This is a genomic window from Achromobacter sp. 1L-A-4-B-C2 (genome assembly GCF_057291955.1).
Genome location: NZ_JBXAWP010000001.1, coordinates 1,367,271 through 1,380,482, shown reverse-complemented (window position 1 = coordinate 1,380,482; position 13,212 = coordinate 1,367,271). Strand labels below are relative to the sequence as shown.

Here is a 13,212-nt window from a genome sequence, read left to right as displayed (position 1 = left end):
CATCAACAGCGCATCAATGCATCAACAGCGCATTCATGGCTTCGACGACGCGGTTGCGATAGCGCGGCAGCAGCGCCTGCGTGCGCGCCTGGCGGTCCGTCCATTGCGCCGGTTCCGCGCCGGCGGCAATGCGCGGCGCGGCCCAGATCGGGTCCGGAAAATGGCGGTCGCCGCGCCACCGGGGGATCACGTGCCAATGCAGGTGGGGCACCATGTTGCCCAGCGACGCCAGGTTGATCTTGTCGGGCGCCAGCACGGCCTGCTGTGCTTCTTCCACGGCGTACACGGCGCGCATCAACAGGTCGCGCCCGTGCGTCGACAGGCTGGTCATCTCGGCCAGATGGCCGTTCCAGACCACCCGGGTGAAGCCGGGGTAGTCGGCATCGTCAACCTCGATCACGCGCAGATGCGGCCCGCGCCACAGCACCGTGCCGCCATCTTCCTGGCACAAGGGGCAGTTCGGGTCGCGCGCGCTCATGTCAGCACCTTGCGGTACTGAATGAAGCCCGAGCGGTCCGCGATGCGGTCGTACAGCTGCATGGCGGGGGCGTTGGTTTCGTGCGTCAGCCAGTACACCCGGGCGGCGTTGGCGGCGGTGGCTTCGGCGTAGACGTGTTCGATCAGCTTGCGGCCCGCGCCGGTGCCGCGCACGTCCGCGTCCACGTACAGGTCTTGCAGGTAGCAGTAGTCGCCCGCCGTCCAGGTGGAGCGATGGAAGATCCAGTGCACCATGCCGATGGCGCGGCCGCCGTCGAACGCCAGCGCGGCGTGCATCGGTTCGGCGGGGTCCAGCAGGCGCGCCCAGGTGTTGCGCGTCACGGCGTCATCGATACTGACGCGGTAAAACGCCTGATAGCCCTTCCACAGAGGCAGCCAGATGTCGAAGTCGGCGGCGCCGATGGGGCGGATTTCAGCGGTACTCATGGCGCGGGGCCTCCTACACAGATTGAATTCAGAGTTGATCTTCCAGGGCCTGGACGATGTGTCGCAGCACCTGCACGCGAGCGTAACGCTTGTCGTTGGCCGACACCAGATGCCACGGTGCATGGGCCACGTCCGTGCGGGCCAGCATTTCGTTGGCGGCCGCCGCGTAGTCTTTCCATTTTTCCCGGTTGCGCCAGTCGTCCGGCGTAATCTTGAAATTCTTGAAGGGCGATTTCTCGCGTTCCTTGAAGCGTTCCAGCTGCACGTCTTCCGTCACCGCCAACCAGAACTTCAGCACCAGCGCGCCGCTGGCCACCAGCTGTTCTTCGAAGTCATTGATTTCGCCGTAGGCGCGCCGCCATTGCGCGGGGGCGGTCAGTTTTTCCACGCGCTCGACCAGCACGCGGCCGTACCAGGACCGGTCAAAGATGGCCACGCGGCCGTGCCGGGGCAGGTGCCGCCAGAAGCGCCACAGGTACGGGCGCGACATCTCGTAGCTGGACGGCGCGGCAACCGGTGTGATGTCGAACTGACGGGCGTCCAGTGCGTGCGTGACGCGTCGGATGGCGCCGCCCTTGCCGGCGGCATCCTGGCCTTCAAAGACCAGGATCAGGGAACGATCCAGGAATTTCCGCGAACGCGCCGCGCGTGCCAGCCGGCCCTGCAACAAGCCCAGTTCGGACTCGTAATCGTCTTTGTCGATCTTGGCGTCGTAGTCCAGTTCGCCCAGGCGGTCGACAACGCGGCTCGGGCGCGCATGCGCGTGAAACGATGCCGGTATGCGCGGCACGCCGCGTTGGCGCATCGCGGCCAGCACGGCCTCGGCTGTGCGCGCCGCGCGCATGTTTTCGTCGGCGCTGGGAATGACGATCCACGGCGCGTGCCCGCTGTCGGTATGGTTCAGCACGATTTGCGCGCCATGGCGAATGCGGTCGAACCGCTTGGCGACTTTCAAGTCCACCGGGCTGACCTGCCAGGAGGTCTCGGGGCTGGCCAGCAAGCGCTGGGCGCGGTCCGTCTGCGCCTTGGCCGACAGGTGGAACCACAGCTTGACGATTTGCACGCCCTCGGCGGCCAGCATGGCTTCAAAGCGCAGGATGGCGGCCGAGTGCGCCGCGATGTATTCCTGGTTGGGCTTCTTGCTGGCGGCCTCGATGATCAGGGGCGCGTACCAAGAGCCGAACACGATGCCCGTCTTGCCCTTGGGCGGCAGGTCTTTCCAATACCGCCAGAAAGGCGGGCGATCCAGCTCTTCGCCTTCAGGGGGGCCATACGCCAGCGTCTTGATGTGGCGCGGGTCCATCCATTCGTTCAACTGGTTGATGGTGGCGCCCTTGCCCGCGCCGTCAATCCCGGCCACCACCACCAGCAAGGTTTTTTCGGCCTGTTCCAGGCGCCGGTACTGGGCGTTGAGCAGGGCGACGCGCAAGCGGGCTTCCAGCGGTTTGAACTCGTCCTTGGACAGGCTGGGGTCGGCTTCGGCTTCTGCGAACATGGGGTTCCGTCTGGTCGGCTATCGGTAAGTCCGCCGATCTTGCGGGATTCGCCCGTGCCGCGCAAGTACGGCAGGCGCGATTGAAGTCGCCACCTACAGCCCGTTGACCGGGATCTTCAGGTAGCGCACGCCGTTGTCTTCGGGCGGCGGGAAATGCCCCGCGCGGATGTTGACCTGGATGGCGGGCAGGATCAGCGTCGGCATGCCCAGCGTGGCGTCGCGCCGGGTGCGCATGGAGACGAATTCATCCTCGCTGATGCCGTCGCGCACGTGGATGTTGGACGCCCGCTGTTCGGCCACCGACGTTTGCCAGTGGGCGTCGCGGCCGGCGGGCGGGTAGTCATGGCACATGAACAGGCGCGTGCCCCCGGGCAATGCCAGCAGGCGCTGGATGGACCGGTACAGCTCGTGCGCGTCGCCACCCGGGAAATCGCAACGTGCCGTGCCCACGTCCGGCATGAACATCGTATCGCCCACGAACGCCGCGTCACCGATCAAATAGGCCATGTCGGCCGGCGTGTGGCCGGGCACGTGGATGGCGGTGGCCGTCAGTTTGCCGATCGAAAAGGTTTCGCCATCGGCGAACAGGCGGCCGAATTGCGAGCCGTCCAGCTGGAATTCGGGTTCCAGGTTGAACACCTGCTTGAACACGCCTTGCACGGTACGGATGCTTTGCCCGATGGCGATCACGCCGCCCAGCTGCCGCTGCAAATAGGGGGCGGCGGACAGGTGGTCGGCGTGTGCGTGGGTTTCCAGCAGCCATTGCGTTTGCAAGCCTTGCTGGCGCACGTACTCCACGACGCGGTCCGCGCCGGCCGTGCTGGTGCGTCCCGATTTCGGGTCGTAGTCCAGCACCGAATCGATGATGGCGCAGGCGCTGCCATCGTGCACGACGTACGTGACGGTGGCGGTGACGGAGTCGAAGAACGCTTGGATGTGTGGATTCATGGCCGGCCGTGGAGACAACGCATAGACAACGTAGAACAATCTATATTTTCAAATAATATTGTTCGATAGTTTATACATAAATATAATGACTGCCTGCCTCCTTTGTCACTCCCCCTAGCTCATGAACTCCCCCCTGACCGACTGCGAACTCGCCGCCTTGCGCCCCTCTGCCGCCAAGGCCTGCACGCTGCTCAAGGCATTGGCCAACGAAGACCGGCTACTGTTGCTGTGCCAGCTGGTGCAAGGTGAACGCAACGTGGGCGAACTGGAATCGCTGACGGGCATCCGCCAGCCGACGCTGTCGCAGCAGCTGGGCGTGCTGCGCGACGAAGGCCTGGTGGCGACGCGCCGCGATGGCAAGTACGTCTACTACCAGATGGCCAGCCCCGAGGTCAGCCAAGTCATGAAAACGCTATCCAGTTTGTACTGCGGCCGCGCGATGGAGTCACTCACATGAACCCGGACTGGTCTGTCTTTACTCCCGTGTCGGCCACGCTGGGCGGCCTGCTGATCGGCGCCGCTGCCATCCTGTTGATGGCGGGCGCCGGCCGAATCGCCGGCATCAGCGGCATCGTGGGCGGCTTGCTGGGGCGGCAGCGCGACGGGAACTGGCGGCTGGCGTTCCTGCTGGGCCTGTGCGCGGCGCCGTGGTTGTACCGGCTGGGCGGCGCCTTGCCGGAAATCGTGGTCCAAGCCGGGACAACGCGCTTGATCGTGGCGGGCCTGCTGGTGGGCATCGGCACGCGCTACGCGTCGGGATGCACCAGCGGCCACGGCGTGTGCGGCCTGTCGCGCGGGTCTGTGCGGTCGCTGGTGGCCACTGCGTTGTTCATGGCGGCCGGGTTTGCGGTCGTCTATGTCGTGCGGCATGGGGTGGGGGGCTGACATGGTCGCGCTGATCGCTTTCGCGTCGGGGCTGGTCTTTGGATTGGGCTTGATCGTGTCCGGCATGGCCAACCCGGCCAAGGTGCTGGGCTTTCTGGATATTGCCGGTGACTGGGATCCGTCGCTGGCGTTCGTGATGGGCGGCGCGGTGTTGGTGACGGCGGCGGGGTTCGCGCTGCTGCGCCGGAAAAGCGCCAGCTTGTCGGGCGAGCCGCTGCGTTGGCCGACGGCCACGCGGGTGGACGCGCGGCTGGCGCTAGGCAGCCTGGCTTTTGGCGCGGGCTGGGGCCTGGCGGGTTTTTGCCCCGGCCCCGCGTTGGTGGCCGCCGCCGCGGGCGTGCCGGACGCGCTGATCTTCGTGGCCGCGATGATCGCGGGCATGGCGATCTTCTCGGTGATCGAAAAGATCCGACAGCGCTAGGCCGGCACGGCCCCGCGTCACTCGTACGTACGCACGTCGTCGATGACCTTGCCGTCGTTGGGCAGGCTGTCGGCATCCGCCCATTCCACGTCGGCACGTAGCTTGGTCACATCGCGCACGGATTCCGCGATGCGCTTGGACAGGTCTTCGCCGCGCACGCGCGATTCCACTTTCAACACCATCCGGTCCGACCCCGTGCTGCCGCTGATGACCAGCCGCGCGCGCAGGATCTCGGGATGGCGACGCGCCACGTCCGCCACTTGTGAAGGGTGTACGAACATGCCGCGCACCTTGGTCGTCTGATCGGCCCGGCCCATCCAGCCCTTGATGCGCGTGTTGGTGCGCCCGCAAGGCGAAATGCCCGGCATGACCGCCGACAGGTCGCCGGTGCCGAAGCGCACCAGCGGGTAGTCCGGGTTCAAGGTGGTGACGACGACTTCGCCCACTTCGCCGTCCGGCACCGGTTCGCCCGTGCCCGGGCGCACGATTTCCACGATGATGTCTTCGCCCAGCACCAGCCCCTGGCGCGCGGGCGTTTCAAACGCAATCATGCCCAGGTCGGCGCTGCCGTACGCCTGATAACCGTCAATGCCGCGCGCCGCCAGCCAATCTCGCAGCGACGGCGGAAACGCTTCGCCTGACACCAGCGCACGCCGCAGCGAGCCCAGCTTCACCCCCAGCTCCTCCGACTTTTCCAAGATGATTTTCAGAAAGCTGGGCGTGCCCGTGTAGCCGCTGGGCGCCAGGTCCTGAATGGCGCGCACCTGTTGTTCGGTCTGGCCGGTGCCGCCCGGAAACACGGTGCAGCCCACGGCGTGCGCCGCCGTTTCCATCATGGAGCCGGCCGGCGTGAAGTGATAGGAAAAACAGTTGTAGGCCAGTTCTCCGGCGCGAAAGCCCGCTGCGTACAGCGCCCGGGCAAAACGCCAGTAGTCGGCGCGCGCGCTTTCCGGTTCGTAGATCGGGCCGGGCGACGCAAACACGCGCATCGCCTCGCCCCAGCCAATGGCCGAGAAGCCGCCGAACGCCTTGCCGGGGCTGGCGGGCGTGGCGTCGTCGTCGCGGCTGTGCTGTTGGCGTTCCAGCAGTTCGTGCTTGCGCAGCACCGGCAGCCGGGCAAGCGCCGCGCGCGACGTGATGGTGGCCGGGTCAACGCCGCGCAGCTGCTCCGCGATTGCCGGCGCGCGCGCAATGGCTCGCGAAATCGCGTCGGGCAAGGCGGCCATCAGCTCGCGCTCGCGTTGCTCGGGCGCACGGGTTTCCAATACATCGAAAAACTCGGACATGGGATCGCACCCTCTCTTCAGGCCAGCCAGCGTTTGCGGCGGCGATAGAACTTGTTGTCGCGAAAGCTCTTGCGTTCTCCGCTGGAGATGCCCAGGTAGAACTCCTTCACGTCCTCGTTCTGGGCCAGATCCAGCGCGGCCCCGTCCATCATTACGCGCCCGTTCTCCAGGATGTAGCCGTAGTCGGCATAACGCAGCGCGATGTTGGTGTTCTGTTCCGCCAGCAGGAAGCTCACGCGTTCACGCTGGTTCAGATCGCGCACGATTTCAAAGATCTCTTCCACGATTTGCGGCGCCAGCCCCATCGAGGGCTCGTCCAGCAGGATCATGTTGGGGTTGGCCATCAGCGCGCGGCCAATGGCGGTCATCTGCTGTTCGCCGCCCGACGTGTAGCCCGACTGGCTGGCGCGGCGTTGCTTCAAGCGCGGGAAATACTGGTAGACGCGTTCTAGCGCGGCGGCGGTATCGGCACGGCTCATGCTGCGGGTGTAGGCGCCCGTCAGCAGGTTTTCCTCGATGGTCAGGTGTGCGAAGCAGTGGCGGCCTTCCATCACCTGCACGACGCCGCGCTTGACCAGCTCGGCCGGCGACAGGCGTTCGATACGCTGGCCCCGGTATTGGATGTGGCCCTTGGTGACGTCGCCGCGTTCGCCCTTGAGCAGGTTCGAAATCGCGCGCAGCGTCGTGGTCTTGCCCGCGCCGTTGGCGCCCAGCAAGGCCACGATCTTGCCTTCCGGCACTTGCAGGGACACGCCCTTGAGCACCAGGATCACGTGGTTGTAGATCACCTCGATGCCGTTGACGTCCAGCAGCACGGAGGGCGCGGCGGCGGGGGCGGCAACCGGGGTTGCAGCAGTAGATGCAATGGAAGATGCAGCGGTCATGACGATTCCTGCGGCGTGGTGGCGGCCGGCATCCACAAGGACGCCGGCCGCCGGTTCACATCAGTTCTCGCAAGTGCGGGGCGTGATGTTCTTTTCCTTGGCGTACTTGGCCGCGGCGTCCTTGACCATCGGGTCCAGAATGGTCTTGTCGGCCTGGTACCAGTCGGACACCACCTTGAACTTGGCGCCGTCCCACTGCACGATGCGGGCCCAGTCGTCACCCTTGTGGTTGCTGCACGAGGTCTTGACGGGGCGCATGATCTGGCCGAAGCCCAGCTTGTCCAGCTTGTCCTGCGTCAGGTTCAGGTTTTCAAAACCCCAGCGCACCTGCTCGGGCGTCAACGCCTTGCCCTTGCCGTACTTTTCCTGCGCCGTGCGGATCGCTTCCACTTGCAGCATCGAAATCATCATGCCGCGCGTGTGGGCGATGGTGCCCAGCGTGGTCTTGCCGGTCTTGTCCGCGCCCTGGCCCTTGTCGTAGACGAACTTCTTCAGGTCGTCGTAGACCTTGTCGTGCTCGGCGCCGCTGTTGTGCACGGTGATGGCGTTGTAGCCCTTGGCCACATCGCCCAGGTCTTTGACGTCGCCTTCAGAGCCGGCCCACCAGATGGCGTACATCTTGTCGCGCGGATAGCCGCTGGCCTGCGCTTCGCGGATGGCGGTGGGCGTCATGATGCCCGCGCTCCACAGCAGCACGTAGTTCGGGCGGGCCTGGCGGATCTGCAACCAGGTGGATTTCTGCTCCACGCCGGGGGCAGTCACGGGGTACAGCACCAACTCGAAGCCTTCCTTGGCCGCGCGCTTTTGCAGCAGCGGGATCGGTTCCTTGCCGTAGGGCGAGTCGTGATAGACCAGGGCAATCTTCTTGCCCTTGAGCTTGTCCATGCCGCCTTCTTTCTTGGCGATGTCCTGGATCATCACGTCGGCGGCGGTCCAGTAGGTGCCCAGCAGCGGGAAGTTCCACTCGAACACGCTGCCGTCCACCGACTGCGACAGGCCGTAGCCCATCGTTTCGACCGGCACCTTGTCGACCATGGCCTTGTCGCTGACGGCAAACGTGATGCCGGTGGACTGGGTGTCAAAGCCCGACGCGCCGGTGCCCTTGCCCTTCAGGCGTTCATAGCATTCCACGCCGCGATCGGTGGCATAGGCGGTTTCACATTCTTCGTACGTGATCTTGACGCCGTTGACGCCGCCATCACGTTCGTTGACCAGCTTCAGGTAGTCCAGCTTGCCATCGGCCCAGGGAATGCCAAGCGGCGCGAACGACCCGGTGCGATACACCAGCAACGGAACGAACTGCTCTTCGGCCGCCATTGCCGGCGTGGCCACGGCGCCGATGACGCCGGCTGCGGCCACCAGGGCTGCCGCCAACTTCAGGTTAAGACGCTTCATCTCCATTTACCTCCTGCGTGGTGCTTGGGTCAGTAAACCCTGGGACACCGGGATTGGCCCGGTCTTGAGCCGGGTATTCAGGATGTGGATCACGGCACTTTTGCCGCCGCGGTCCGCAGAAATCAATGCGAAATCAAATTGTCGTCAATGCGGGAACGGCCAGATGCGCAGCTTTTCCTTGCCGATGCTCCACAAGCGCGCCAGCCCGTGCGGTTCGGCAATCAGGAAGAACACGATCAGCGCGCCGAACACCATGTGTTCGATGTGCGCGGCGGTGTCCACCGACAGCGGGATGCCCAGCGCATGCGGGATGTTCGACAGCGCCACCGGCACCAGCACGATGAACGCCGCGCCGAAGAAGCTGCCGATGATCGAGCCCAGCCCGCCGATGATGACCATGAACAGCAGCTGGAACGAACGCGTCAGATCAAAGGCCAGCGGTTCCCAGGAACCCAGGTGGATGTAGCCCCACAGCGCGCCCGCCACGCCCACGATGAACGAGCTGACCGCGAACGCCGTCAGCTTGGCGTACATGGGGCGGATGCCGATGACCGACGCCGCCACGTCCATGTCGCGTATCGCCATCCATTGGCGGCCGATCGCGCCGCGCACCAGGTTCTTGGCCAGCAGGCTGAAGACCACTACCAGGATCAGCACGAACAGGTACTTTTCCATGGCCGATTGCACCGGCAGGCCGAACGCGGTCAGCGGCGGCACCGACACGTTGCCCGACGATGAATAGTTGGTGAAGAACGGGATGCGCAGGAACGCCCAGTCCACGAAGAACTGCGCGGCCAGGGTCGCCACCGCCAGGTACAGCCCGCGAATCCGCAAGCTGGGGATGCCGAAGATTACGCCCACCAGCGTGGCGAAGCAGCCGCCCAGCAAAATCTGGATGATCAGCGGCATGCCCGGAAAGCGCACGCCGAAGTTCCAGGCGGCATAGGCGCCCACCGCCATGAACGCGCCCGTGCCCAGCGATATCTGCCCGCAATAGCCGACCAGAATATTCAGCCCGACCGCCGCCAGGGACAGGATCAGAAACGGAATCAGGATGGCGCGCAGCAGGTAGTCGGACGACAGCGCCGGCACGGCGATGAACGCCACCGCCAGCAGCAGCCAGATGAAGATGCGGTCCTGACGGATCGGGAAGATCTGCTGATCCGCCCGGTACGTGGTCTTGAACTGGCCGTTTTCGCGATAGAACATGTTTTTATCCCAGTGGCCTGTGGTTTACACGCGGTCGATGATCTTCTCGCCGAACAGCCCTTGCGGACGGAACAGCAGGAAGACCAGCGCCAGCACATAGGCGAACCAGATTTCGATACCGCCGCCCACGAGCGACCCCAGGTAGACCTCGGACAGCTTTTCCCCCACGCCGATGATCAGGCCGCCCAAAATGGCGCCAGGCACCGACGTCAAGCCGCCCAGGATCACCACCGGCAATGCGCGCAGCGCCGCGGTGGACAGCGTGAACTGCACGCCGAACTTCGACCCCCAGATAATCCCCGCCACCAGCGCCACCAGGCCCGCCACGCACCACACGATCACCCAGATGCGATTCAACGGAATGCCGATGGACTGCGCGGCCTGGTGGTCGTCGGCCACCGCGCGCAAGGCGCGGCCGGTGGACGTGTACTGAAAGAACAGCGCCAGCGTGGCCACCAGCAGCGCCGCGATGACGGCTGCGGTCAAATCTTCAAGGTTGATCAGCAACCCGCCTTCAAAGACCGTGTCCAGGATCATCAGCGGATCTTTCGGCATGCCCACATTGATGGAATACACCGAGCTGCCGAACGTGATCTGGCCCAGCCCATCCAGGAAGTAGCTGATGCCCAGCGTTGCCATCAACAGCGTGGTGGCTTCCTGGTTGACCAGGTGGCGCAGCACAAAGCGCTCAATCGCAACGGCCAGCAGGAACATCACCATGGCACTGACGATGAACGCCAGCACGTTGGCCAGGATCATGTTGTCAAAGCCCAGCCAGCGCGGTATCCATTCCGAGAAGCGCGCCATCGACAAGGCGGCCACCAGCACCATCGCGCCCTGCGCGAAGTTGAAGACGCCGGACGCCTTGAAGATCAGCACGAAGCCCAGGCCGATCAGCGCATACATCATGCCGCTCATCAAGCCGCCGAATAAGGTCTCTAGAAAAAATCCCATGTCTGTCCGCCTTAGTGCGACACGCCGAGATAGGCGCGGATGACGTCTTCATTCGCACGGACTTCGTCCGGGCGGCCATCGCCGATCTTCTTGCCGTAGTCCAGCACCACCACGCGGTCGGATATGTCCATGACCACGCCCATGTCGTGCTCGATCAGCACGATGGTGGTGCCGAATTCATCGTTCACATCCAGGATGAAGCGGCTCATGTCCTGCTTTTCCTCGATGTTCATGCCGGCCATGGGTTCGTCCAGCAACAACAGGCGCGGCTCCATCGCCAGCGCGCGACCCAGGTCCACGCGCTTTTGCAGGCCGTAGGGCAGGCGGCCCACCGGCGTCTTGCGATACGCCTGGATCTCCAGGAAGTCGACGATGTTCTCGACGAATTCGCGGTGCTGGGTTTCTTCGCGTTCGGCCGGGCCCAGGCGGAAGGCTTGCGACAGCAGCCCGCACTTCATGCGCAGGTTGCGACCCGTCATGATGTTGTCCAGCACGCTCATGCCCTTGAACAGCGCCAGGTTCTGGAATGTGCGCGCGATGCCCATTTCAGCGGCGCGGCGCGGGTTCATCTTCGAGAAACTCTCACCACGGAACGCAATGCCGCCTTTCTGCGGCGTGTAGACGCCGTTGATGACGTTCAGCATCGAACTCTTGCCCGCGCCGTTGGGGCCGATGATGGCGCGGATCTCGTGCTCGCGCACGTTGAAGGAAATGTCCGTCAGCGCTTTCACGCCGCCGAAGGACAAGGAGATGTTCTGCATGTCCAGCATGACGTCGCCGATACGCTGGTCGCGGTCGTTGTTGCTCATGATCTCTACGCGGCTCGGGCTGTGATGGCGGGAAACGTCTTGACGGGCCAGATCTTCAGGTCGGCTGAGATCTTGCCGGTGCGTCCGTCTTCGAACTTCACTTCGGTTTCAATGAACTGCGATGGCTTGCCGCCGAACAGGGCATCGATCAGCACGCCGTATTTCTGCGCGATGAACGCGCGGCGCACCTTGCGCGTGCGGGTCAGCTCGTCGTCGTCCGGGTCCAGTTCCTTGTGCAGGATCAAGAAGCGGCTGACTTGCGATGCGCACAGCTTGGGGTCGGTGGCCAGGTCTGCATTGACCTGTTCGACGCATTCGGCGATCAGCTGGTAGACCTCTTCCTTGGCGGCCAGGTCGGTGTAGCCCGCATACGGCAGGCCCCGGCGCTCGGCCCAGTTGCCCACGGCTTCCAGATCGATGTTGATGAAGGCGCAAACGTCGTCGCGGTTGGCGCCAAAGGCCACGGCTTCCTTGATGTGCTGGAAGAACTTGAGCTTGTTCTCGATGTATTTGGGCGCGAACAGGCTGCCGTTGGCCAGCTTGCCCACGTCTTTGGCGCGGTCGATGATCTTCAACTGGCCGTCGGTGTCCAGGTAGCCCGCGTCGCCCGTGTGGAACCAGCCGTCGGCGCTGCGCGCTTCCGCCGTGGCGTCCGGATTGCGGTAGTACTCCTTGAACAGGCCCGGGCTCTTGACCAGGATTTCGCCGTTGTCCGCCACACGGATTTCAACGCCGGCCACCGGCGGGCCGACGGTGTCGTCGCGCACCTTGCCGTCGGGCTGCACGCAAACGAACACGGACGTTTCCGTCGAGCCGTACAACTGCTTCAGGTTGATGCCGATGGACCGGTAGAACACGAACAGGTCCGGGCCGATGGCCTCGCCCGCCGTGTAGGCCACGCGCACGCGGCTCATGCCCAGCGCGTTGCGCAAGGGGCCGTAGATCAGCGCATTGCCAAGCGCATAGCGCAGGCGATCCCAGGCGTTGACGGATTCGCCATCCAGGATCTTGGTGCCCACGCGGCGCGCCAGCTTCATGCAGGCGCCGAACAGCTGGCGCTTGATATAGCCCGCGTCTTCCATGCGGATCATGACGTGCGTCAGCAGACCCTCCAGCACGCGCGGCGGCGCGAAGTAATAGGTGGGGCCGATGTCGCGCATGTCGATCGACACGGTGTCCGGCGATTCGGGGTGGTTCACGGTAAAGCCCGTGACCAGCAACTGCGTATACGAAAACATGTTCTGCCCGATCCAGGCGGGCGGTAGATACGCCAGCACGTCTTCCTGATCGGTCAGGTTTTCCATGTCGGACACGGCGCGCGCGCGGTCGATCAGCGCATGGTGCGTCAGCACCACGCCCTTGGGCTTGCCGGTGGTGCCCGACGTATAGAACATGGCGGCCGGGTCGTGCGGTTGCACGGCGGCGATGGCGCGGTCAAGAAAGTCGGGATGCTGCGCCGCGTAGTCCTGGCCCAGCTTCTCCAGCTGTTCATACGACTGCAACATGGAATCGGAGTAATGGCGCAGGCCGCGCGGGTCATCAAACACCACGTGCTGCAAGGCCGGACATTGCTCGCGCACTTCCAGCATCTTGTCGACCTGTTCCTGGTCTTCCACCACCGCCACGCTGATCTCGGCGTCTTGCAGCACGTAGACCATTTCCTGCGCGACAGCGTCTTGATAAAGCGGCACCGGAATGGCGCCCAGCGATTGCGCGGCCATCATCGCCATGTACAGGCGCGGCCGGTTCTCGCCGATGACGGCCACATGCATGCCGGGCCGGATGCCCAGCGCCGCCAGGCCGTTGGCCACATGGCGTACATGCTCGGCCACCTGGGACCACGTCAGGGTTTGCCAGATGCCCAGGTCTTTCTCTCGGATCGCGGGCCGCGACCCACGAACATTGGCATGCGCGAACAGCAGCGCTGGAAAGGTGTCCAGCGCCGCCGGCACCTGTGCGGATGCGGGCGATGAATGTGCCACGTTGTCTCCTCCGGTTTGGG

General features: G+C 64.5%; 14 protein-coding genes. 3 read left to right on the top strand and 11 right to left on the bottom strand.

The genetic code is table 11. From position 1 onward, the window contains the following. Positions 1-13 precede the first annotated feature (13 nt). From AC0Z35_RS06345 to AC0Z35_RS06330, 4 genes are all read right to left on the bottom strand, one after another. Positions 14-478 (bottom strand): HIT family protein, encoded by a 465-nt coding sequence (locus AC0Z35_RS06345; RefSeq protein WP_485131103.1) that lies wholly within the window; start codon positions 476-478, stop codon positions 14-16. Then, the gene (locus AC0Z35_RS06340) at positions 475-924 is read right to left on the bottom strand and encodes a GNAT family N-acetyltransferase (RefSeq protein WP_046803034.1); all 450 of its coding nucleotides are present in this window, start codon (positions 922-924) and stop codon (positions 475-477) included. Before AC0Z35_RS06340 ends, AC0Z35_RS06345 begins: the two co-directional genes overlap by 4 nt. A gap of 28 nt (positions 925-952) precedes the next feature. Beyond that, positions 953-2,419: a polyphosphate:AMP phosphotransferase gene (gene pap, locus AC0Z35_RS06335; RefSeq protein ID WP_485131104.1), complete on the bottom strand. Its 1,467-nt coding sequence runs from the start codon at positions 2,417-2,419 to the stop codon at positions 953-955. A 93-nt stretch (positions 2,420-2,512) separates the two neighbouring features. After that, positions 2,513-3,367 (bottom strand): MBL fold metallo-hydrolase, encoded by an 855-nt coding sequence (locus AC0Z35_RS06330; RefSeq protein ID WP_319301992.1) that lies wholly within the window; start codon positions 3,365-3,367, stop codon positions 2,513-2,515. A 121-nt stretch (positions 3,368-3,488) separates the two neighbouring features. Between AC0Z35_RS06330 and AC0Z35_RS06325 the strand changes: the two genes are divergently transcribed. Genes AC0Z35_RS06325 through AC0Z35_RS06315 form a run of 3 tightly spaced genes read left to right on the top strand, consistent with a single transcriptional unit; the run spans position 3,489 to position 4,673 of the window. Then, positions 3,489-3,824, top strand: coding sequence for an ArsR/SmtB family transcription factor (locus tag AC0Z35_RS06325; protein ID WP_485131105.1), 336 nt, complete (start codon positions 3,489-3,491; stop codon positions 3,822-3,824). Then, positions 3,821-4,252: a YeeE/YedE family protein gene (locus AC0Z35_RS06320; RefSeq protein WP_485131106.1), complete on the top strand. Its 432-nt coding sequence runs from the start codon at positions 3,821-3,823 to the stop codon at positions 4,250-4,252. The genes AC0Z35_RS06325 and AC0Z35_RS06320 overlap by 4 nt, the downstream gene beginning before the upstream one ends. Position 4,253: 1 nt before the next feature. Continuing rightward, positions 4,254-4,673, top strand: coding sequence for a YeeE/YedE family protein (locus AC0Z35_RS06315; RefSeq protein ID WP_046803038.1), 420 nt, complete (start codon positions 4,254-4,256; stop codon positions 4,671-4,673). Between the two features lie 17 nt (positions 4,674-4,690). On the opposite strand, the gene AC0Z35_RS06310 is transcribed toward AC0Z35_RS06315, so the two are convergent. From AC0Z35_RS06310 to AC0Z35_RS06280, 7 genes are all read right to left on the bottom strand, one after another. Further along, positions 4,691-5,959: a phenylacetate--CoA ligase family protein gene (locus tag AC0Z35_RS06310; protein WP_485131107.1), complete on the bottom strand. Its 1,269-nt coding sequence runs from the start codon at positions 5,957-5,959 to the stop codon at positions 4,691-4,693. Between the two features lie 17 nt (positions 5,960-5,976). Further along, a complete protein-coding gene (locus tag AC0Z35_RS06305) occupies positions 5,977-6,843 on the bottom strand; it encodes an ABC transporter ATP-binding protein (RefSeq protein ID WP_223264744.1) in 867 nt (288 codons plus the stop codon). 60 nt (positions 6,844-6,903) lie between these two features. Beyond that, positions 6,904-8,244, bottom strand: coding sequence for an ABC transporter substrate-binding protein (locus tag AC0Z35_RS06300; protein ID WP_485131108.1), 1,341 nt, complete (start codon positions 8,242-8,244; stop codon positions 6,904-6,906). A gap of 138 nt (positions 8,245-8,382) precedes the next feature. Beyond that, the gene (locus AC0Z35_RS06295; RefSeq protein WP_046803041.1) at positions 8,383-9,447 is read right to left on the bottom strand and encodes a branched-chain amino acid ABC transporter permease; all 1,065 of its coding nucleotides are present in this window, start codon (positions 9,445-9,447) and stop codon (positions 8,383-8,385) included. A 24-nt stretch (positions 9,448-9,471) separates the two neighbouring features. Beyond that, positions 9,472-10,401 carry a branched-chain amino acid ABC transporter permease gene (locus AC0Z35_RS06290; RefSeq protein WP_046803042.1) on the bottom strand — a complete coding sequence of 310 codons (930 nt, stop codon included), beginning with the start codon at positions 10,399-10,401 and terminating at the stop codon, positions 9,472-9,474. 11 nt (positions 10,402-10,412) lie between these two features. Beyond that, positions 10,413-11,210, bottom strand: a complete 798-nt coding sequence (locus AC0Z35_RS06285) for an ABC transporter ATP-binding protein (RefSeq protein WP_046803043.1) — start codon at positions 11,208-11,210, stop codon at positions 10,413-10,415. A gap of 5 nt (positions 11,211-11,215) precedes the next feature. Further along, entirely contained in the window at positions 11,216-13,192 is a 1,977-nt protein-coding gene (locus AC0Z35_RS06280) for an AMP-dependent synthetase/ligase (protein WP_046803044.1), read from the bottom strand. Positions 13,193-13,212 lie beyond the last annotated feature (20 nt).

Excerpts from the sequence above, each read along its gene's own strand:
- AC0Z35_RS06345 (WP_485131103.1), bottom strand. The coding sequence starts at position 478 with ATGAGCGCGCGCGACCCGAACTGCCCCTTGTGCCAGGAAGATGGCGGC.
- AC0Z35_RS06340 (WP_046803034.1), bottom strand. The coding sequence starts at position 924 with ATGAGTACCGCTGAAATCCGCCCCATCGGCGCCGCCGACTTCGACATC.
- pap (WP_485131104.1), bottom strand. The coding sequence starts at position 2,419 with ATGTTCGCAGAAGCCGAAGCCGACCCCAGCCTGTCCAAGGACGAGTTC.
- AC0Z35_RS06330 (WP_319301992.1), bottom strand. The coding sequence starts at position 3,367 with ATGAATCCACACATCCAAGCGTTCTTCGACTCCGTCACCGCCACCGTC.
- AC0Z35_RS06325 (WP_485131105.1), top strand. The coding sequence starts at position 3,489 with ATGAACTCCCCCCTGACCGACTGCGAACTCGCCGCCTTGCGCCCCTCT.
- AC0Z35_RS06320 (WP_485131106.1), top strand. The coding sequence starts at position 3,821 with ATGAACCCGGACTGGTCTGTCTTTACTCCCGTGTCGGCCACGCTGGGC.
- AC0Z35_RS06315 (WP_046803038.1), top strand. The coding sequence starts at position 4,254 with ATGGTCGCGCTGATCGCTTTCGCGTCGGGGCTGGTCTTTGGATTGGGC.
- AC0Z35_RS06310 (WP_485131107.1), bottom strand. The coding sequence starts at position 5,959 with ATGTCCGAGTTTTTCGATGTATTGGAAACCCGTGCGCCCGAGCAACGC.
- AC0Z35_RS06305 (WP_223264744.1), bottom strand. The coding sequence starts at position 6,843 with ATGACCGCTGCATCTTCCATTGCATCTACTGCTGCAACCCCGGTTGCC.
- AC0Z35_RS06300 (WP_485131108.1), bottom strand. The coding sequence starts at position 8,244 with ATGGAGATGAAGCGTCTTAACCTGAAGTTGGCGGCAGCCCTGGTGGCC.
- AC0Z35_RS06295 (WP_046803041.1), bottom strand. The coding sequence starts at position 9,447 with ATGTTCTATCGCGAAAACGGCCAGTTCAAGACCACGTACCGGGCGGAT.
- AC0Z35_RS06290 (WP_046803042.1), bottom strand. The coding sequence starts at position 10,401 with ATGGGATTTTTTCTAGAGACCTTATTCGGCGGCTTGATGAGCGGCATG.
- AC0Z35_RS06285 (WP_046803043.1), bottom strand. The coding sequence starts at position 11,210 with ATGAGCAACAACGACCGCGACCAGCGTATCGGCGACGTCATGCTGGAC.